The 19469-nt window shown below is 71.6% G+C and carries 18 protein-coding genes and 1 riboswitch; of the genes, 8 read left to right on the plus strand and 10 right to left on the minus strand.

Features of this window, described 5'->3' with window-relative positions:
- The first annotated feature begins 142 nt into the window (after positions 1-142).
- The 8 genes from ACFWQG_RS08885 (at position 143) to ACFWQG_RS08920 (ending at position 10188) form a co-directional block, all read left to right on the plus strand.
- Complete coding sequence (locus tag ACFWQG_RS08885; RefSeq protein WP_378507227.1) at positions 143-1549, plus strand: hemolysin family protein; 1407 nt, start codon at positions 143-145, stop codon at positions 1547-1549.
- Positions 1542-2630: a hemolysin family protein gene (locus ACFWQG_RS08890; RefSeq protein ID WP_378507228.1), complete on the plus strand. Its 1089-nt coding sequence runs from the start codon at positions 1542-1544 to the stop codon at positions 2628-2630. The genes ACFWQG_RS08885 and ACFWQG_RS08890 overlap by 8 nt, the downstream gene beginning before the upstream one ends.
- Positions 2627-3520: a 3-methyladenine DNA glycosylase gene (locus tag ACFWQG_RS08895; RefSeq protein WP_378507229.1), complete on the plus strand. Its 894-nt coding sequence runs from the start codon at positions 2627-2629 to the stop codon at positions 3518-3520. Before ACFWQG_RS08890 ends, ACFWQG_RS08895 begins: the two co-directional genes overlap by 4 nt.
- 10 nt (positions 3521-3530) lie before the next feature.
- Positions 3531-4163, plus strand: coding sequence for an FMN-binding negative transcriptional regulator (locus ACFWQG_RS08900; protein ID WP_378507230.1), 633 nt, complete (start codon positions 3531-3533; stop codon positions 4161-4163).
- A gap of 43 nt (positions 4164-4206) precedes the next feature.
- Positions 4207-4851 carry a PaaI family thioesterase gene (locus ACFWQG_RS08905; protein WP_378507231.1) on the plus strand — a complete coding sequence of 215 codons (645 nt, stop codon included), beginning with the start codon at positions 4207-4209 and terminating at the stop codon, positions 4849-4851.
- Between the two features lie 66 nt (positions 4852-4917).
- The gene (locus ACFWQG_RS08910; RefSeq protein WP_378507232.1) at positions 4918-7113 is read left to right on the plus strand and encodes a malate synthase G; all 2196 of its coding nucleotides are present in this window, start codon (positions 4918-4920) and stop codon (positions 7111-7113) included.
- Between the two features lie 96 nt (positions 7114-7209).
- Positions 7210-8997: a substrate-binding domain-containing protein gene (locus ACFWQG_RS08915; protein WP_378507233.1), complete on the plus strand. Its 1788-nt coding sequence runs from the start codon at positions 7210-7212 to the stop codon at positions 8995-8997.
- A 3-nt stretch (positions 8998-9000) separates the two neighbouring features.
- Entirely contained in the window at positions 9001-10188 is a 1188-nt protein-coding gene (locus ACFWQG_RS08920; RefSeq protein ID WP_378507234.1) for a metallophosphoesterase, read from the plus strand.
- Between the two features lie 68 nt (positions 10189-10256).
- On the opposite strand, the gene gcvP is transcribed toward ACFWQG_RS08920, so the two are convergent.
- The 10 genes from gcvP to ACFWQG_RS08970 all read right to left on the minus strand — a co-directional run bounded on the left by gcvP (position 10257) and on the right by ACFWQG_RS08970 (position 19442).
- On the minus strand, positions 10257-13130 hold the full coding sequence (gene gcvP, locus ACFWQG_RS08925) for an aminomethyl-transferring glycine dehydrogenase (RefSeq protein WP_378507235.1): 2874 nt from the start codon (positions 13128-13130) through the stop codon (positions 10257-10259).
- A gap of 185 nt (positions 13131-13315) precedes the next feature.
- A riboswitch (glycine riboswitch) is annotated at positions 13316-13422 on the minus strand.
- A 93-nt stretch (positions 13423-13515) separates the two neighbouring features.
- Positions 13516-14139, minus strand: a complete 624-nt coding sequence (locus ACFWQG_RS08930; RefSeq protein WP_378507236.1) for a MerR family transcriptional regulator — start codon at positions 14137-14139, stop codon at positions 13516-13518.
- A gap of 236 nt (positions 14140-14375) precedes the next feature.
- A complete protein-coding gene (locus ACFWQG_RS08935) occupies positions 14376-14849 on the minus strand; it encodes a bifunctional nuclease family protein (protein WP_378507237.1) in 474 nt (157 codons plus the stop codon).
- An 84-nt stretch (positions 14850-14933) separates the two neighbouring features.
- Entirely contained in the window at positions 14934-15677 is a 744-nt protein-coding gene (locus ACFWQG_RS08940; RefSeq protein ID WP_378507238.1) for a MerR family transcriptional regulator, read from the minus strand.
- Entirely contained in the window at positions 15677-16156 is a 480-nt protein-coding gene (garA, locus tag ACFWQG_RS08945) for a glycogen accumulation regulator GarA (RefSeq protein WP_378507239.1), read from the minus strand. Before garA ends, ACFWQG_RS08940 begins: the two co-directional genes overlap by 1 nt.
- Before the next feature lie 166 nt (positions 16157-16322).
- Positions 16323-16727, minus strand: coding sequence for a glycine cleavage system protein GcvH (gene gcvH, locus ACFWQG_RS08950; protein WP_378507240.1), 405 nt, complete (start codon positions 16725-16727; stop codon positions 16323-16325).
- Positions 16728-16789: 62 nt separating this feature from the next.
- Positions 16790-17536, minus strand: a complete 747-nt coding sequence (locus ACFWQG_RS08955; RefSeq protein ID WP_378507241.1) for a DUF881 domain-containing protein — start codon at positions 17534-17536, stop codon at positions 16790-16792.
- Positions 17537-17539: 3 nt separating this feature from the next.
- Complete coding sequence (locus ACFWQG_RS08960) at positions 17540-17917, minus strand: small basic family protein (RefSeq protein WP_378507242.1); 378 nt, start codon at positions 17915-17917, stop codon at positions 17540-17542.
- The gene (locus tag ACFWQG_RS08965) at positions 17914-18798 is read right to left on the minus strand and encodes a DUF881 domain-containing protein (protein ID WP_378507243.1); all 885 of its coding nucleotides are present in this window, start codon (positions 18796-18798) and stop codon (positions 17914-17916) included. Before ACFWQG_RS08965 ends, ACFWQG_RS08960 begins: the two co-directional genes overlap by 4 nt.
- Positions 18795-19442 carry a CDP-alcohol phosphatidyltransferase family protein gene (locus tag ACFWQG_RS08970; protein WP_378507244.1) on the minus strand — a complete coding sequence of 216 codons (648 nt, stop codon included), beginning with the start codon at positions 19440-19442 and terminating at the stop codon, positions 18795-18797. Before ACFWQG_RS08970 ends, ACFWQG_RS08965 begins: the two co-directional genes overlap by 4 nt.
- Positions 19443-19469 lie beyond the last annotated feature (27 nt).

The following is a 19469-nucleotide window of genomic DNA, read 5'->3' on the forward strand; positions in this document are numbered from 1 at the left end:
AAGGACCAAGGTGCCCGAGGCACCCATAGCGACGCACGACGCCGAGTCCGGCGACGACAGTTCCACTACGGAGGGCTCCTCTACCGAGCCGGGTGACAAACCCGGCGCCCCCGCCCCGTCCCCTGTTCGGGGGCGATAGCTCATGCAGATCGCAGTGACGATCGTCAGCCTGCTCGGGTTCCTCGCGTTGACCGCGGGAACCGCGGTGTTCGTTGCGGCGGAATTCTCGCTGACCGCACTGGAACGCAGCACCGTCGACGCCCACGCCCGCGGCGGCGACCGACGCGCCCGCCAGGTGCAGCACGCACACCGCACCCTCTCCTTCCAGCTGTCCGGCGCGCAGCTCGGCATCACCATCACCACACTGATCACCGGCTACATCGCCGAACCCGTGCTCGCGCAGCTGATCACCCCCGGCCTGCGGGCCGTCGGCGCCTCCGAGTCGGTGTCCGCGGGCATCTCCCTTGCCCTCGCGCTGATCATCGCGACGAGCCTGTCGATGGTGTTCGGCGAGCTGGTGCCGAAGAACTTGGCGATCTCCCGCCCGCTGGCGACGGCCCGCGCGACGGCCGGTCCGCAGGCCTGGTTCTCGACCGCCTTCCGGTGGGCGATCAACGGGCTCAACGGGACCGCGAACTGGGTGGTGCGCCGGCTCGGCGTCGAACCCGCGGAGGAGCTGCGGTCGGCGCGCTCCCCACAGGAACTCGGGTCGCTGGTCCGGATCAGCGCCCGCAGCGGCACCCTCGACGCGGGCACCGCGCTGCTGGTGGACCGCTCGCTGCGGTTCGGGGAGCGCACCGCGGAGGAGCTGATGACCCCGCGGGTGAAGATCGAAACCCTGGACCTGCACGCCACGGTCGCCGACCTGATCGATGCCGCGTCCCGCACCGGGTACTCCCGCTTCCCGGTCGTCGATGGCGACCTCGACGACACGGTCGGCGTCGTGCACGTCAAGCACGCATTCACGGTGCCCGCCGCATCCCGCGCGACCACCCAACTGATGGTGCTCGCGCAGCGGGTGCCCGTTGTGCCGTCCAGCCTGGACGGCGACGCGCTGATGGAGCAGGTCCGCTCCGACGGCATGCAGGTCGCGCTGGTCGTCGACGAATACGGCGGCACCGCGGGCCTGGTCACGATGGAGGATCTGATCGAGGAGATCGTCGGCGATGTCCGCGACGAACACGATGCCCCCGAGATCGACGTGCAGCGCAGCGGGGACAGCTGGATCTGCGCGGGCCTGCTGCGCATCGACGAGGTGCGGCAGGCGACCGGATACGCGGCCCCCGAGGGCGAGTACGACACGCTCGGCGGGCTGGTGTTGGCCCGGCTCGGCCGGATCCCGGAGGTGGGCGACGAGGTGGTCCTTCCCGACCCGGACGGCGCCGATGAGCGACGGTCGTCCGGGCTCGACGGCGCGCACGGCGGCTGGATCGCCCGGGTCGCCGGGATGGACGGCCGCCGCATCGACCGGGTCGTGTTGACCCCGGTCCCGGCGGCGGCGATCGCCGAACACGCCCACCGCGCCCGCGAGGAGGCCGGCAATGAGTGACCTGTTCGGTGTCGTCCTCACGGTCGCCCTGCTGGCCGGTAACGCGTTCTTCGTCGCGGCCGAGTTCGCCCTGATCTCCGCGCGCAGGGACCGGCTCGAGGCCCTCGTCGCGCAGGGCAAGGACCGGGCACGGACGGTGATCCGGGCCGGCGAGAACCTGTCGCTGATGCTGGCGGCCGCGCAGCTCGGGATCACGATCTGTTCGATCCTGCTCGGCCGGGTCGGCGAGCCCGCCATCGCGCACCTGATCGAGCGGCCACTCGACCTGGTGGGCCTGCCCGACCAGCTGCTGCACCCGATCGCGTTCACGATCGCGTTGGCACTGGTGGTGGTGCTGCACATCCTGCTCGGCGAGATGGTCCCGAAGAACATCGCGATCGCCGGACCGGAGCGGGCCGCGATGCTGCTGGTGCCGATCCACCTCCGGTTCATCACCCTGGCGAAGCCGCTGATCGCGTTCTACAACTGGTGCGCGAACTCGGTGCTGCGGATGCTGCGGGTCGAACCGAAGGACGAGCTCGACACCACCGTCTCCGAGATCGAGCTGACGGAGATGATCGGCGAGTCCCGTTCGGAGGGCCTGATCGACGCCGAGGAGCATCGCAGGCTGACGCAGGCGCTGCACACCACCGGACGGACCGTCTCGGATGTGCTGATCCCCCTGGACAAGGTCCGCACGGTCCCGCTGACGGACCGCGGCACCACGCTCGGGGCGATCGAACGGGCGGTCGTCGAAACCGGGTACTCGCGGTATCCGGCGGCGCTGCCGGACGGCACCCTGGTCGGCTACCTGCACCTGAAGGACGTGCTCGACGAGGTGCTCGACGACGCCGCTGGCCCGGACACGGTGGTGCCCCGCGCCGATGTGCGGCCGTGGCCGCGGGTGCAGGTGCAGACGCCGCTGGACGAGGCGCTTGCGGTGCTGCGGCGGGCGAGCAGTCACCTCGCCGAGGTCGTCGACGACGACGGGCGATGCCTGGGCATCGTCGCGCTCGAGGACCTCGTCGAGGAGTTCGTCGGCACCGTCCGCGACGGCACGCACCGGATCACCGACGCCGTCCCCGGCCAGCGCACGCCGTGACGACGGCACCCGCGACCGGCGGCGCCCCCCTCGTCCTCGCCGGGGACGAGTGGGGCGCGCGCCGCGACGCCCACCAGGCGCGCGTCGACGCGCTGCTCGGTTCGCACCTGGACCGGCAGTCGCACGGCGTGCCGCATCCGGTGGTCGACTTCCTGTTCACCTACTACAGCCTGCGGCCCGCGCAGCTGCGGCGCTGGCATCCCGGCTACGGGGTGCTGCTCACCGGCCCCGGCGCCGGCGAGTACGCCCGGTTCTCCGGCTACCGGGACCTCGGCGACGGGGTCGGCGCCGACCCGGCGCTGTTGGTGAAGCGGCGGTCGATGCTGGAGTTCACCGCGGCGGTGCTCGCCGGCACCGCGTCACGCCCCGCGCAGCTGGGCTGCTTCGGGTTGCACGAGTGGGCGATGGTTTATCGCGGCGGCGCGGAGGCGGTCCGGCATGCCGGGACCCCGCTGCGGCTCGGCCCGGCGGGCACCGACGCCGTCGTCGAGTCGATGAGCCTGCGCTGCACCCACTACGACGCGTTCCGGTTCTTCACCGCGGACGCGGTGGGCCGCAACGAGACACCGCTGAGCCGGGACGAGCAGCCGCGACGCGAGCAGCCGGGCTGCCTGCACGCGGGCATGGACTTGTACAAGTGGTGTTACAAACTGCTGCCGCTGGTCGATTCGGACCTGCTGCTGCGCTGTTTCGAGTCCGCGATGGCGGCACGGGAGCTGGACATGCGGGCCAGCCCCTACGATCTGCGGGCACTCGGCTACGACCCGGTCCCGATCGAGACGCCTGCGGGGCGGGCCGACTACGTCCGCGCCCAGTCCGCGCTCGCCGACCGTGCGGCGCCGCTGCGCGCCGAACTCCTTGCCCGCTGCCGCGACCTGCTCGGCCGCTAGGGTTCACCGCGTGTACGTTCCCGCCGCGTTCGCCCTGACCGACGACGAGACCGCCGCCGCCCTGCGCCGCGGCGGGTTCGCGCACCTGGTCACCGGCGGCGACGCCGACCTGCACAGCACCTCGCTGCCGCTGCTGTACCACCCGGAGCGGCACTCGTTGGTCGGGCACGTGGCGCGGGCCAACCCGCACTGGCGGGCCGGGGACGGCGCGCCGTCCGTCGCGATCTTCGCCGGGGTGCACGGGTACGTCTCGCCGCGCTGGTATCCGGCGACCGCGTCGACCACCCGGATGGCGCCGACCTGGAACTACGAGACGCTGACGGTGCACGGCAGGCTCGTCGTCCACGACGACACCGACTGGCTGCTCGGCCATGTCACGGCCCTGACCGACGAGCACGAAGGCGGCCGCGAGCAGCCGTGGCGGGCGGACGAGGTCGCCGAGGCGAGCGTGGCGGCGATGCTGCGCGCGATCGTCGGGGTCGAGGTCACCATCGACCGGGTCGTTGGCAAGGCGAAGCTCAGCCAGAATCAGCCCGAACCGAACCGGCGGGCGGTGATCGAGCGGCTGGCCGCCTCGGCCGCCCCGGAGGATCACGCGCTGGCACGCCGGATGGGCGCGGCGGCGCGGCCCGGTCCGCGATAATCGGGCCGGACACCCGAGACCCCGGACAGTGGAGGCAGCGCCGATGAAGGTCACCCACGAACGCATCACCGACGCCGGCATCGACCGCGACGAGCTTGAGCGGCGCAAGGCGCTGTACGGGCCGCTCACTGCCGCGGTCCGGGAGCTGATCGACGCGACGATCCGCACCGAGGTCGACGACGAGGTGATCCGTGAGGTGCAGGCCGAGGTCGCGGCGGCGACCGCGAAGCTGCGGGCCAGGCAGGTCGACGGCGGGTTCGGGATGCGCCGGACCACGACCGGGGAGACGTTCTCCTGGGGCAACGCCGGGGTCGGGCTGCGCAACGCGGTCGCGCCGCCGCTGGTCATCGAGCGGGACGACACGGGCAGGCACTGGACGCATGTCACCCTCGGCGCCGCATACGAGGGCCCGCCCGGGCACGTGCACGGCGGCATCGGGGCACTGGTGCTCGACCACCTGCTCGGCGTCACCGGCAGCGCCGCCGAGCGCCGCCTGACCGGCACGCTGACGCTGCGCTATCGGCGCGGGACGCCGCTCGGGCCGCTGTACGCGGAGGCCCGGGTCGTGAGCGTGGAGGGCCGGAAGGCGACGGTCCGCGGCACCCTCTCCGACCGGGACGGCGTCACCATCGAGGCCGAGGGCATCTTCATCTCCCCCGCCGCGCCCGCCACCTCGACAATCCGCTAGCTGATTACCTGCGAGTAACATTGGTGCGGTCTGAAAGTGCGCAAACCCAGAGAAATGAGGCAGTTCATGACTGAACGCGTGCAGGTCGGTGGTCTTCAGGTCGCCAAGGTGCTCCACGATTTCGTGAACACCGAGGCCCTGCCCGGCACCGGCATCGACGCCGACGCTTTCTGGGCGGGCGCCGTCACGGTGATCGAGGACCTGGCCCCCAAGAACAAGGCCCTGCTCGCCCGCCGCGACGAACTGCAGGCTCAGGTCGACGGCTGGCACCGCGAGCACGCGGGCCAGCAGCACGACGCCGCCGCGTACAAGGCGTTCCTGCAGGAGATCGGCTACCTGCTGCCGACCCCGGCACCGTTCGAGGTGACCACCGCCAACGTGGACGCCGAGATCGCAACCACCGCGGGACCGCAGCTGGTGGTGCCCGTGCTCAACGCCCGTTTTGCGCTCAACGCGTCGAATGCCCGCTGGGGCTCGCTGTACGACGCGCTGTACGGCACCGATGCGATCTCCGAGGCCGGTGGCGCCGAGAAGGCGCCCGGAGGAAAGCCCGGCTACAACAAGGTCCGCGGCGACAAGGTCATCGCCTGGGCCCGCGACTTCCTCGACACCGCCGCACCGCTCGCCAAGGGCACCCACGCCGACGCCAGCCGCTACTTCATCGACGGCACCGACCTCAAGGTCGAACTCGGCTCCGAGGTTGTCACCACCCTGGCGCAGCCGGAGAAGTTCGTCGGCTACCTCGGCGAGCAGGACGCCCCCACCTCGATTCTGTTGCGCAACAACGGCCTGCACGCCGAAATCCAGATCGATGCGACGTCCCCGATCGGCTCCACCGACGCGGCGGGCGTCAAGGATGTCGTCCTCGAATCGGCGATCACCACGATCATGGACTTCGAGGACTCGGTCGCCGCCGTCGACGCCGATGACAAGGTCGTCGGCTACCGCAACTGGCTGGGCCTGAACCGCGGCGACCTGTCCGAGTCGTTCGACAAGGGCGGCGCGACCCTGACCCGCACGCTGAACGCCGACCGCAGCTACACCGCGGTCGACGGCTCCGACCTGACCCTGCACGGCCGCTCGCTGCTGTTCGTCCGCAACGTCGGCCACCTGATGACCAACCCGGCGATCCTCGACGCCGACGGCAACGAGGTCCCCGAGGGCATCCTCGACGCCCTGATCACCAGCCTGTGCGCCGTGCACGGCCTGACCCGCAGCGACGACAACGGCCCGCTGGACAACAGCCGCACCGGCTCGATCTACATCGTCAAGCCGAAGCAGCACGGCCCCGACGAGGTCGCGTTCACCTCCGAACTGTTCGGCCGCGTCGAGCAGGTCCTCGGCCTGCCCGCGAACACCATCAAGGTCGGCATCATGGACGAGGAGCGCCGCACCACCGTCAACCTCGCCGCCTGCATTAAGGAGGCGTCCGAGCGGGTCGTGTTCATCAACACCGGCTTCCTCGACCGCACCGGCGACGAGATCCACACCTCCATGGAGGCGGGCGCGATGGTGCGCAAGGCCGAGATGAAGAAGCAGCGCTGGATCGCCGCGTACGAGGACTGGAACGTTGACACCGGCCTCGCGGCGGGCCTGCAGGGCCGGGCGCAGATCGGCAAGGGCATGTGGGCGATGACGGACCTGATGGCCGACATGCTCGAGCAGAAGATCGGTCACCCGAAGGCCGGGGCGAACACCGCGTGGGTGCCGTCCCCGACCGGCGCCACCCTGCACGCCACCCACTACCACCAGGTGGACGTGTTCGCGGTGCAGGACGCGCTCAAGGGCACGCCCCGCGCCACCGTCGACGACATCCTCACCATCCCCCTCGCCCCGTCGACCGACTGGTCGGACGCCGAGAAGCGGGAGGAACTGGACAACAACTGCCAGTCCATCCTCGGCTATGTGGTGCGGTGGATCGACGCGGGCGTCGGCTGCTCCAAGGTTCCCGACATCCACGACGTTGCCCTGATGGAAGACCGTGCGACCCTGCGGATCTCGAGCCAGCTGCTCGCCAACTGGATCCGGCACGGCGTCGTCACCGAGGCCGACGTCGTCGCCAGCCTGGAGCGGATGGCCCCGGTCGTGGACCGGCAGAACGCCGGTGACGCCACCTACCGGAACATGGCACCGGACTTCGACACCAACATCGCCTGGCAGGCAGCCAAGGAACTCATCCTCGAGGGCGGCACCCAGCCGAGCGGCTACACCGAGCCGATCCTGCACCGCCGCCGCCGGGAGTACAAGGCCGCGAACGCCTGACCGGCAGGCACACCGCGACGACGCCGCCCGGCCCGCGAGGCAGGGCGGCGTCGTGCATGCCGGGGCCGGTCCCGGCCGATCCGTAGACTGGCCGCCGTGGGTCAACATCGCGGCGAAGCGAACGGCAGTGGCAACGGGGGTTTCCGGGGGGTCAGCAAGGGCCCGGTGATCGCCGTCGCGTCGGTGATCGTCCTCGTCCTCGCCGTGCTCGGCTGGGTTCAGTTGCGGGACAGGATCTCCGACCAGGGCACCCAGGCGGCGCGTACCTGCGTGGAGGGCGAGGCCGCGCTGGCGGTGACCGCGGACCCCGACATCGCGCCGGTGATCCGCGACCTCGGCGCCCGCTACGCGGCGACCGCGCCGGTCGTCCGCGACCACTGCATCACCGTCACCGTGACCGACGAGCCGTCCGCGGTGACCGCCCAGGCCCTCACCGCGAGCGCGGGCGGGGCGTGGACCGGCACGACACCCGCCCCCGCCCTGTGGATTCCGCAGTCGAGCCGGGCGCTGTCCGCCCTGCTCGCCACCGCGGGGATGATCGACGGGCAACCCCGCTCCCTCGCCTCGGCGGCGATCGTGATCGCCGCCCCGACCGTGGTCGCGCAGGCGATGTCCCGGCCCCTCGTCGGATGGCAGGACCTGCCGCGGCTGCAAACCGACCCGGACGGATTGGCGGCGGGCGGGCTGCCGAACTGGGGCACGCTGCGGCTGGCGATGCCCCCGGACTCGGCGGCGACGACCGCCGCGGCGGAGGCCGTTGCGGCCGCGACCGCCGGCGCAGGCGCGGGACCGGTGACCGCAGAGCAGGTCTCCGATCCGGCGGTCGACGCGGCCCTGACCACCCTCGCTCGCGGATCCGCCGCCGTCCCGCACTCCCCGGCGACCACCGCCGACGCGTTGCGCGCGCTCGGTGCGCAGGACGACCCCCGCGACGGCACTCTGCACGCCGCGCCCGCCACCGAGCAGCAGCTGGCCGCCGCGATCGCCGGGGGCGCCGAGCTGCGGGGGGTGACGCCGACCGGGGCCACCCCGGTCGCCGACCATCCCGGCGTGGTGCTCGCGACGGACTGGACCGACGAGACGCACCGCCGCGCGGCGGCCGAGTTCGCCGACTTCCTCCGCCAACCCGAGCAGGCGGACGCGTTCGTGGCCGCCGGGTTCCGGGCCGGCGACCGAACCCCGGCCCCGTCCCCGGCGGTGCCCTACGCCCCGATCGCGACCGAACTGGCCCCGCCCGCCCCGGAGGTGTCCGCGGAGCTGCACCGGATCGTCACACTGCCGACCCGGCCGGGGCGTACGACGCTGCTGGTGGACGTGTCGGGGTCGATGCGCACGGTGGAGGGCGGGGACACCCGGCTCGCGAACACCGTCGCCGCCCTGACCGCCGCGGTCGCGGCCGTCCCCGACGAGTCCGAGGTCGGTCTGTGGGTGTACTCGCGGGGCCTGGACGGGTCGAAGGCGTACCGGGTCCTCGTCCCGACCGGGCCGGTCACCGACTCGGTGGGCGGAGTTCCCCGCCGGGAGGCGATCGGCACCGCACTCGCGTCGCTGAGCCCGGCGACCGCGACGTCCACCTACCCGTCCGTGCAGGCCGCGTACAACAGTGCGGCGCGCAGCGCCGACCCGGACCGGCCGAACTCGGTGCTCCTGGTCACCGACGGCCCGAACGACGACACCAGCATCGGAAGCAGCCAGTTCCTGGCGTCGATCGCCTCGGCAGGCGCCGAGGGCACCCCGGTCCGGGTGGATGTCGTGACGATCGGCGAGAACTCCGACGCCGCGACGCTGACCGCGTTGGCGGACCGGACGGGCGGCACGTTCGTCGCGGTCCCCGGCTCGGACGGGCCCGCGCTCACCGAGTCGCTCACCCCGCTGGTGCGCTGACCGGTGCTGCGCATTCTGCTGTTCGCCGTCCTCCTCGCGCTGCTCAGCTGGTGGTTGTACCGCCGGATGACCCGGCTGCTGGAACTGTCGTCGGTCGGCCGCCGCGTCCTCGGGTGGGGGTTGGGCCTGCTCGGGGCCGCCGCGCTGATCGGGGTCGGCAGCGGGGAGGTGTTCGACCCGGCCTGGGCGCGGGGGCCCGCCGTCGTCGGCTGGGTCTGGCTGGCGGCCGGGCTGTACCTGACGCTCGGTCTCGGGATCCTCACGGTGCTCGCCGCCCTCGCCCGCCGGGTCCGACGCGGACCGCGGCGGGCGACCGACCGACCGGCACCGCCCGGCCCGGGCAATCCGCTACCGCCCGGCCCGGCGGATCCGACCCGGCGGCGGTTGCTGCGCGGGGCGGCCGCGGCGGTCGTGCTGGCGTCGGTCGGTGCGGTCGGATACGGCGTTGCGGAGGCGGCCGCGCCGCGGATCGTGCGGGTGCGGGTTCCGTTGCGGCGGCTTCCCGCCGAGTTTGCCGGGACCCGCATCGCGCTCGTGACGGACCTGCACGTCGGGCCCGCCCGCGGCGCGGCGTTCACCCGGCGGGTCGTCGCGGCCGTCGGCGCCGAACGGCCGGACCTGATCCTGCTCGGCGGCGATCTCGTCGACGGCACGGTCGCGAAGGTCGGCGCCGACCTGGCGCCGCTCGCCGACCTCGACGCCCCGCTCGGCGTGTTCGGGGTGAGCGGCAACCACGAGTTCTATGCCGGGGACGGCGGCCGCTGGCTCGATCTGTGGGAGCGGCTCGGCATCCACACGCTGCGCAACACCCGGGTGGAGTTGCGTCGCGGCGATGCGGTCATCGACCTCGCCGGCGTGCACGACTACCGCTCGCCCGCCCCGTACGAGCCCGATTTGCCCGCCGCACTGGCGGGCCGGGACCGCGACCGCGCGGTGATCCTGCTCGCCCACCAGCCGAAGCAGGTGACCGAGGCCGCCGAGTGGGGCGTCGACCTGCAGTTGTCCGGGCACACGCACGGCGGGCAGATGTGGCCGCTGGGCTACGTGGTCCCGCTGCAGCAGCCGTCGGTGACCGGCCTCGACCGGTTCGGCGACACCGTCCTCTACACCAGCCGCGGCGCGGGGGCGTGGGGTCCCCCGGTCCGGGTCGGCGCCCCACCGGAGATCACGATCCTCGAGCTCACCCGCTAGTTCCCCAATGTCACACCGGCTCACTTGGCGATATCCGGTGTGACATCAGGGAACCCGGGGCAGCGGGATCAGCCGCTGAACGCCTCGATCGGCGGGCACGAGCACACCAGGTTGCGGTCGCCGTGCGCGCCATCGATGCGGCGCACGGGCGGCCAGATCTTGTCCGCGGTGCCCGCCGGGAAGACGGCCAGTTCCCGCGAGTACGGGTGGGTCCACTCCCCGACCAAGCAGGCCGCGGTGTGCGGGGCGCCGCGCAGCGGGTTGTCGTCCACCGGCCACTCCCCGGACCCGACCCGGTCGATCTCGCCGCGGATGGCGACCATCGCGTCGCAGAAGCGGTCGATCTCGGCGAGGTTCTCCGACTCGGTCGGCTCGATCATCAGGGTGCCCGCGACCGGGAAGCTCATCGTCGGCGCGTGGAAACCGTAGTCCGCCAACCGCTTCGCGACATCGTCGACGGTGACGCCGGTGTCCTTGGTGATCTGCCGCAGGTCGATGATGCACTCGTGCGCGACCATCCCGTTTTCGCCGGTGTACAGGACCGGGAAGTGCTCGTCGAGTCTGCGGGCGATGTAGTTGGCCGAGGCGATCGCGGTCAGCGACGCCGCCCGCAGCCCGGCCGCACCCATCATCCGGATGTACGCCCAGGTGATCGGCAGGATCGAGGCGCTGCCGTACGGGGCGGCGGACACGGTCGGGCCGTCCCCGAGCTCCGGGGCGAGGGGATGACCGGGCAGGAACGCCGCCAGGTGCGCACGCACCGCGACCGGGCCGACGCCGGGGCCGCCGCCGCCGTGCGGGATGCAGAACGTCTTGTGCAGGTTCAGGTGGCTGACGTCGCCGCCGAACCGGCCCGGCCGGGCAAGGCCGACGAGCGCGTTCAGGTTCGCACCGTCCACGTACACCTGCCCGCCCGCGTCGTGCACGGCCGCGCAGATCTCGCCGACCTCCTGCTCGTACACACCGTGCGTGGACGGGTAGGTGATCATGATCGCCGCGAGCCGCTCGGCGTGGTCGGCGATCTTCGCCTTCAGGTCGTCGACGTCGACGTCACCGTTCGGGCGGCACGCGACGACCTCCACGCGCATGCCCGCCATCACCGCCGACGCGGCGTTGGTGCCATGCGCGCTGGACGGGATCAGGCAGGTGTCGCGGTGGTCGTCGCCGCGGGAAAGGTGGTAGTTGCGGATCGCGAGCAGGCCCGCGTACTCGCCCTGGCTGCCCGCGTTCGGCTGCAGGCTGACCCGGTCGTAGCCGGTGATCGACGACAGCCACGACTCCAGGTCGGCGATCAGCGCACGGATGCCGTCGCTGTCACCGGCCGGAGCAAACGGGTGCAGCGAGTTGAACTGCGGCCAGGTGATGGCCTCCATCTCGGCGGCCGCGTTCAGCTTCATCGTGCACGAGCCGAGCGGGATCATGCTGCGGTCCAGGGCGATGTCCTTGTCGGACAGCTTGCGCAGGTAGCGCATCATCGCGGTCTCGGTGCGGTGGCTGGTGAACGCCGGGTGGGTGAGGAACGCCGAGGTGCGCGTCTGCGATGCGGGCAGCGACGGCGCCGCGTCGACAACCTCGGCTGCTGCCACACCGAAGGCCGCGAGCACGGACTGCAGATGGGTGTCGGTGGTGGCCTCGTCGCAGGCCACGGCGACGTGGTCGGCGTCGACGAGGCGCAGGTTCACGTTCCAGCCCTTCGCGGTCGCGACGACGTCGGCGGCCCGGCCCGGCACCCGGGCGAGGACGGTGTCGAAGAACTCCGCGTGCACCACCTCGACGCCGCCCGCGCGCAGGCCGGCCGCCAGGGTGCGGGCCGATGCGTTGACCCGCCGCGCGATCGCGGTCAGGCCCTCGGCGCCGTGGTAGCTCGCGTACATCGCGGCGAGCACGGCCAGCAGCACCTGCGCGGTGCAGATGTTGGAGGTCGCCTTCTCCCGGCGGATGTGCTGCTCGCGGGTCTGCAGTGCGAGCCGGTACGCCTTGTTGCCGTCGGCGTCGACGGAGACGCCGACGAGGCGGCCGGGCAGCTGCCGGGCGAGCTTCGAGTGCACCGCCAGGTAGCCGGCGTGCGGGCCGCCGAAGCCCATCGGGACGCCGAACCGCTGCGTGGTGCCGAAGCAGGCGTCGGCACCCAGCTCGCCGGGCGGGGTGAGCAGGGTCAGCGCAAGCAGGTCGGCGCCGACCGCGACCAGGGCACCGCGCTCGTGCGCGGCGGCGATCAGCGCGGAGTGGTCGACGATCCGGCCGGACGCGCCCGGCACCTGCGCGAGGACGCCGAAGAACTCGCCGTCGGGCAGCCCTTGCGCCAGGTCCGCCTCGACGACCTCGATGCCGAGCGGCGTCGCGCGGGTCTCGATCACCGCGCGGGTCTGCGGGAACAGGTCGATGTCGACGACAAAACGCGCGGACTTGGACCGGCCTGCGCGGCGCAGCAGGGTCATCGCCTCGGCGGCGGCGGTGGCCTCGTCGAGCATCGACGAGTTCGCGACCTCCATCCCGGTGAGGTCGGAGACCATCGTCTGGAAGTTCAGCAGCGCCTCGAGCCTGCCCTGGCTGATCTCCGGCTGGTAGGGCGTGTACGCGGTGTACCAGGCCGGGTTCTCGATGAGGTTGCGCACCAGCACCGGCGGGGTGAGGGTGTCGTAGTAGCCGAGGCCGATCATCGACGTGGCGACCGTGTTGCGCCGCGCGAGCGCGGTCAGTTCGGCGAGCGTGTCGTGCTCGGACAGCGGTTCGGGGAGCGTCTCCAGCCCGGCGCCGACGCCGACGGTCGCCTTCCCCCCCGCACCACTCGGCGCCGACGCCGCATCCAGAATGGCCGCCGGGACCGCCTTCGTGGCGAGCATCTCCAGGTCGTCGACACCGACGACGTGCAGGATCCGTTCGAGTTCGGCGGCGTCGGGTCCGATGTGGCGATCGACGAAGGTGAAGGGGTGATCGGTCAAGGCAACTCCCGCGGCTGAAGGTTCTCGAGGTCACACCGCGCTCACATCGCGGTGCGTTCCTCCCCCTCTGTCGCCTGCTCGTCGGAGCGCCTGAGAGATTCGGGGTGACCCCCGCGTCGTGGACGCGTCGGCCGATCCCTTTCCCCGTGGGCGGGTGGGTGCTCCCACCGCTTTCCAGAGGCGCCGATGCCCGCACGGTCCCGGGTGCCTGAGAGATTGACGGGGAGGTGCTGCTCCTTCGGCGCCCGGACCGGCGAACACTCCCGGTCCGGAACTCTCCCGCGCGACGACGACGCACCTCGAATTCTAGGCGACGTTCCCGGCAATGCCGCGCCCGCCGTCCGCACTGTGGTCAGCACCACCCCGATACCGGGGCCGGGGCCGGTCAGCCGATCTTGCGGCTGCCCCGGCTGCGGCGCCTCGACGCGAGCTCGTCCTCGGGGCTCTGCTCGCTCTCGCCGCCGTCGGCCCGCTCCGCGGGGAAGTCCGCGATGGTGCCGGTCAGTTCCCGCATCGCGCCACTGACCGCGATCCCGAACACGCCCTGGCCGCCCTGTAGCAGGTCGACGACCTCCTCCGGGGAGGTGCACTCGTAGACGGTGGCGCCGTCGGAAAACAGCGTGATCCTGGCCAGGTCGGCGACCCCGCGATTGCGCAGGTGATCGACCGCGACCCGAATGTTCTGCAGCGAGATGCCGGTGTCGAGAAGCCGCTTGACGATCTTGAGGACCAGGATGTCCTTGAAGGAGTACAGGCGCTGACTGCCCGACCCCGCCGCGCCGCGTATGGACGGAACGACCAGCGAGGTGCGCGCCCAGTAGTCGAGTTGCCGGTAGGTGATTCCGGCGATCTGGCAGGCGATCGGGACGCGGTAGCCGACCAGCTCGTCGGGGACGGAGTCGTCAGGGAACAGCCCCGGCTGCACGCCCTCGCCGTCGGCAACCTCACCGGCCAGCGACTGCCCATCGACGCGTTGACGAACATTCGCGTCCTGCGGCTGATCTACCACTGACTGCTCCCTCTCGCACGCAAATCCAGACCAGGGATTCACTTGAAGGGTACGCCGGTAGCGCCCGGTGCACGCCCCGATGAATCACATGGTGCGTATTCATGACGGCCAGACGTTATGGGCCGACGGTCGTGCGGTCAACGCAACACGCCCAAAACGACCAGAGCTTAGCCCCAGATTCGGCAGAACCGGCCAGACGAGACCCGATCGAGACCTCCGATGCCCACGGGCAGTCGCTAGCCGTCGGTCGCCTTAAAGTCATCCGGCGACACCGACTCGAGGAACTCCTTGAACTTCTCCACCTCGTCCTCGCGCTCGTCCGGCATCACCAGCCCGGCCTCCGCGAGCACCGACTCCTCCGCGTGGATCGGCACACCCGCCCGCAACGCGATGGCCACCGAATCCGACGGCCGGGCCGACACGGTGATGTTCTGGTCGAACACCAGATCGGCGTAGAACGTGCCCTCCTGCAGATCCACGATCCGCACCTCAAGCAGGCGATGACCGAGGGCCCCGATCAGGGTGGTGATCAGGTCGTGGGTCAGCGGCCGGGCCGGCTCGACCCCCTGCTGTTCGAGGACGATCGCGGTCGCCTCCGTCTGCCCGATCCAGATCGGCAGGTACCGGTCTCCGCTGGCCTCCCTGAGCAACAGCACGGGCGAGTTTTGCGGCTGCTCGACACGGATCCCGATCACACGCATCTCACTCATCGCGCCCGCCTCCCGTGAAAACCGTTGCTTCGACCGATTCTATGCCTCCGAAGGCGCGCCGCGCCGGGACCCGTCCCCGGTGGATCACCGATCGAGTGCGCCCCGGACGGCCGACTTCACCAGGCAGGTGTGCAGGGTCAGCGACAGCGCCGCGAGTTCCCGGACCATCTCCTCGGCCCGATCGCGGGCGCCGGCGTCGCGGCCCTTCGCGACCGGTCCGGCGATCTGCGCGACGAGGCCGGCCTCGCGGTCCGCGGCCAGCTTGAACGCCCGCAGATGCCGCACCTCGAGGCCGAACCCGGACATCGCCTTCGCGGTGCGCGCGAGCGTGATCGCGCCCTCGTCGAAGAATCCGGCGGAGCCGGGCACGATCAGCCCGGCCCGGATCAGCTCGGCAAGGAACCCCTCGTCGACCCCGGACCTGGCCAGCAGGTCGCTGCGGCTGATCCGGATCTCCCGGTCGGGGCGAAACTCCTCCGGGGACACCTCACCCGGCGCCACCGCGAGCATCCGGGGGCGGCGCGGGGCGGTGTCGGGCGCGGCGACGACCGCGACGCCGCTGTCGATCGCCTCGAGCTGCTCCTTGATCACCTTCAGCGGCAGGTACTGGTCACGCTGCGCGGTGAGGACGTACCGCAGCCGCTCGCAGTCCGCGACCGAGAACCGCCGATATCCGGACGGGGTGCGTTCCGGACGGATCAGTCCCTCCGCCTCGAGGAAGCGGATCTTCGAGATCGTGACGTCCGGGAACTCGGGGCGGAGCCGATCGAGGACGGAGCCGATCGACATCCCGCCCGCACCCTGGCTCCGCTGCCCGACCGCGGTCATCAGCTACCCGCACCCGCAGGCGAGTCGCCGGCACCGCCGCGCGGACCCGTCAGGAACACGAGGCGGAACTTCCCGATCTGTACCTCGTCGCCGTTGGCCAGGGTCGCCGAGTCGACCGGCTCCCGGTTGACGTAGGTGCCGTTGAGGCTGCCGACGTCGACGACCTGGAACTCGTGCTGCTCCCGGCGGAACTCCGCGTGCCTGCGGGAGACGGTGACGTCGTCGAGGAAGATGTCACTGTCGGGGTGCCTGCCGGCCGACGTGGTCGGGTGATCGAGCAGGAATCGCGAGCCCGCGTTCGGCCCCCGCTTGACGACCAACAGCGCGGAACCGGCGGGCAGGCCCTCGACACCGGAGACGGGCTGCTCGGTCGGCGCGGCCGTGGCACCGTCCAGTTCGCTGAGGAAATCCGCTCGGAAGACCGACGTGGTCTCCGCGGGCGTCTCCCCGTAGGCCGCGTCGCTGTCGTTGTCGCTCACCGTTTCTCCTCCTCAGTCCGATCGATTCGGGAACCCCCGAACAAATCTGTAGAGACAATCACAACCGATCCGGATCTGCGCCCCGACACGGCGAATGCCCTTCCCCACGACCGTACCCTGCCGATGCCGGTCCGCGTAGGCGCTCACGCAACGGGGCGCGTCGGGGTTATCCCCCCGCTACCTCTCGATATGCGCCCGCGTCGAGCATTCCGGCGAGCGCGGTGTCGAGGGCTGCCTCGTCGGCCATCTCGAGTTCGACCAACCAGCCGTCGCCGTAGGGCGCGGAGTTGACGAGCTCCGGGCTGCCGTCCAGGTTCTCGTTCGCCGCAACAACTTTCGCGGTGAGCGGTGCGTAGATGTCGGAGACGCTCTTCGTCGACTCGACCTCACCGAACGAGTCACCGGCCGCGATCTCGTCGCCGACGGACGGCAGTTGCACGAACACGACGTCACCAAGCTGTGACTGTGCGAAATCGGTGATGCCCACCCGCACGGTCGTCGATCCCGTCCGCTGCACCCACTCGTGCTCGGCCGTGTAGTGCAGTTCGGCCGGGATGTTGGTCTCGCTCACCGTGTGGTCCTTTCGACGACCTCCGACGCCGCTCACAGGAATTTCTGTGCGGCGGCGGAATTTCAGTTTCCCGGCTGAGCGTATTGGCGTGGTTTCACCTCTCGCAAGGCGGCGATCGTGACCTGCCCCGATTGTTCGACCGTGACCCGACCGCCGCTGCGCGCGACGGTGTCGACGACACCACCGGGAATGTTCAACGCTGCGGCCAGCGTCGGCGGGTCACCGATCGCGGTGACGGTGTACGGCGCGGCCAGGTCCGTCCCGTCCAGCTGCAGTTTTCCGGCGGTGCCGCGCACCCACGAGTTCACCCCGATCCGGACGGGTTGGCCGTCGCCGCCCCGGACCTCGATCGCCTCGGCCCCGGCGGCGCGCAGTTCCTGGATCATGTCCAACATCACGTCGGAACCGACCCCGGAGGCCGGGTCGGTGACGGTGAGCAGCACGCCGGGTCCGGTCGCGGGAACCGCACCGACCTGAATCGACAGGGCGGTCAGTCGCGCGTTCGCCTCCGCGAGCGCCGCGTCGGAGCCGCCGCCGCTGCGCTGCAGGGTCCCCAGGGTGTCCTGGAGGGTGGTGATCTCCGCGCGCAGCGCAGCCTCGCGCTGATTGAGGTTGTCGAGGATCACCAACAGGTCTGCGGGACGGGCGGAGTCGAGGGTGTCGCCCGACCCGGTGTCCCGGACCTGGGTGGCGATCGCGACGCCGAGCGCCGCCATCAGCAGCACCGCGAGCACTCCGAACACCACGCGCGAGCGACGGGCCGCGGACGGGGCCTCACGGTGCCACTCGTGCCTGCCTTCCTGTGCCATTCCTCACGCCCCGAACAGCCTGCGGCGCAACGCCGCCGCGTTCCCGAAGATCCGGATTCCGAGGACGACGACGATGGCGGTCGAGAGCTGCGTCCCGACCCCGAGCTGGTCGCCGAGCCAGACGATGAGGGCGGCGACGAGCACGTTGAACACGAACGAGACGACGAACACCTTCGCGTCGAAGATCTCGTCGAGATAGGCGCGGAGACCGCCGAACACGGCGTCGAGGGCGGCGACCACCGCGATCGGCAGGTACGGCTGGATCGCGTCCGGCACCTCCGGGCGGAACACCACACCCGCGACGATGCCCACGATCAGCGCGAGCACCCCGTAGATCGCGTACCCGTTCCGTGCCGCCTGCAGTGGCTTGACCGACTTCACTGCCCCATCACCTCTCGTGCGCTGCGGATCTCCCGTGCCGTCGCGGCAGGGAGGCTGATGTCGTCGTTCTCGGCGATGGTGAATCCGGCGCCGTACAGCTGGGCCACCCCGGACATCCGCTGGTAGGCGTCGCTGACGACGAACCCGGTCTGCAGCCGGGCCGGTTGGCCGATCGCCGACACCACATAGGGCGACGGGACCGGCTGATTGTCGACCAGCATGGCACCCCCGGCCTGCCGGATCGTCACCCCCGGTCCGATCCGGACGTTCCCGACGGCAACGGCCTCCGCCCCGGCCCCCCACAGGCCATTGACCACCGCCTGCAGGTCGCGGTCGATCAGCACCGGGGTGGCGGCGGCGCCGGGCCGCGAGCGATCGGACAGGTCCGGCCGGGCCGCCGGGTCGGTGAGGGTGACGGTGATGCCGGGCCCGTGCACCGGAACCAACGCGGCGCCGTGCTCGAGGACGCCGATCCGGTCGAGGACCGCGGCGCCCTGCGCGTCCCCGGCGAGCGCCCGGGTGCGGGCGAGGTCGATGCCATCGCTCAGGTCGTCGCGGGCGCGGGCCAGGTCCGCGCCCCGCGCTTCCGCCGCGTCGACCTGGGTGAGGATGTCGGCACGGACCTGCTCGGTGCCCGGTGCGCGGTCCGCCGCCTGCGCGAACGCGATCCCGAAGATCAGCCCGAGCACCAGCGCGCCCCCCGCACACCACACCCCCGCGTGCAGCGGTCGGTGCAGGGAGTGTCCGCGGGCGCGATCCTCCGCTGCCGCGGCGTAGCCGGGGTCGAGGCCCTCCGCGAGCAGCGCGGTCAGCAGCGACGGCGTCGGGTTGCGTCGCACCCGTGGCGCGCCGGTGGACGCGGGAACATCGTTGGCGCTCACGGTGATTCGGCCCCACGACCGGCACCGACGGGCGCGACGGCGCGGGCGATGTTGCGGGCAGCGAGCAGGTACAGCAGCCCGGTCCAGACGTACAGGCCGGTCGCCCACACCAGCAGCGCGTACCCGAACGCGTGCGCGACGTTCGCGTACGCCCAGTTCAGCTGTGCGGCGAGCACCAGCGGCAGCGCGATCATCAGCGCGAACGTCGCCGCCTTGCCGAGGTACAGCACCGACGGCGGCGGCAGCCCGCGGCGGCGGTACACCTGGAGCGTCGCGGCGAGCAGCAGATCGCGACCGATCAGGAGCGCGGTCACCCACCACGGGATCATCCCGCGGAGCGAGAACGCGACCAGCGTGGTGACCACGTAGAGGCGGTCGACGAACGGATCGAGGAGCGCACCGAGCCGCGACGTCTGGTTCAGCAGCCGGGCGAGCTTCCCGTCGGCCCAGTCGGTGAATCCGCTGAGCATCAGGATCAGCAGCGCCCAGCCGTCCGCCTGCGGGCCGAGCAACAGGTAGGCGAACAGCGGAACCCCGAGCAACCGCACCAGGCTCAGCACGTTCGGCACCGTCAGCACCCGATCGGTCGGCACCGGATCGGCCGTCGCGCCGACCTGTGCGCGCGGCAGGTCTCCGCTGTCCATCTCACTCCCACATCGCTCGCCGGTTCG

This window comes from Rhodococcus sp. NPDC058532 (assembly GCF_042719255.1).
GTDB lineage: Bacteria > Actinomycetota > Actinomycetes > Mycobacteriales > Mycobacteriaceae > Rhodococcus_G.

Coding starts and splice junctions, on each gene's coding strand:
- ACFWQG_RS08885 (WP_378507227.1), top strand. CDS start 143: ATGCAGATCGCAGTGACGATCGTCAGCCTGCTCGGGTTCCTCGCGTTG.
- ACFWQG_RS08890 (WP_378507228.1), top strand. CDS start 1,542: ATGAGTGACCTGTTCGGTGTCGTCCTCACGGTCGCCCTGCTGGCCGGT.
- ACFWQG_RS08905 (WP_378507231.1), top strand. CDS start 4,207: ATGAAGGTCACCCACGAACGCATCACCGACGCCGGCATCGACCGCGAC.
- ACFWQG_RS08910 (WP_378507232.1), top strand. CDS start 4,918: ATGACTGAACGCGTGCAGGTCGGTGGTCTTCAGGTCGCCAAGGTGCTC.
- ACFWQG_RS08935 (WP_378507237.1), bottom strand. CDS start 14,849: ATGAGTGAGATGCGTGTGATCGGGATCCGTGTCGAGCAGCCGCAAAAC.
- ACFWQG_RS08940 (WP_378507238.1), bottom strand. CDS start 15,677: ATGACCGCGGTCGGGCAGCGGAGCCAGGGTGCGGGCGGGATGTCGATC.
- ACFWQG_RS08955 (WP_378507241.1), bottom strand. CDS start 17,536: ATGGCACAGGAAGGCAGGCACGAGTGGCACCGTGAGGCCCCGTCCGCG.
- ACFWQG_RS08970 (WP_378507244.1), bottom strand. CDS start 19,442: ATGGACAGCGGAGACCTGCCGCGCGCACAGGTCGGCGCGACGGCCGAT.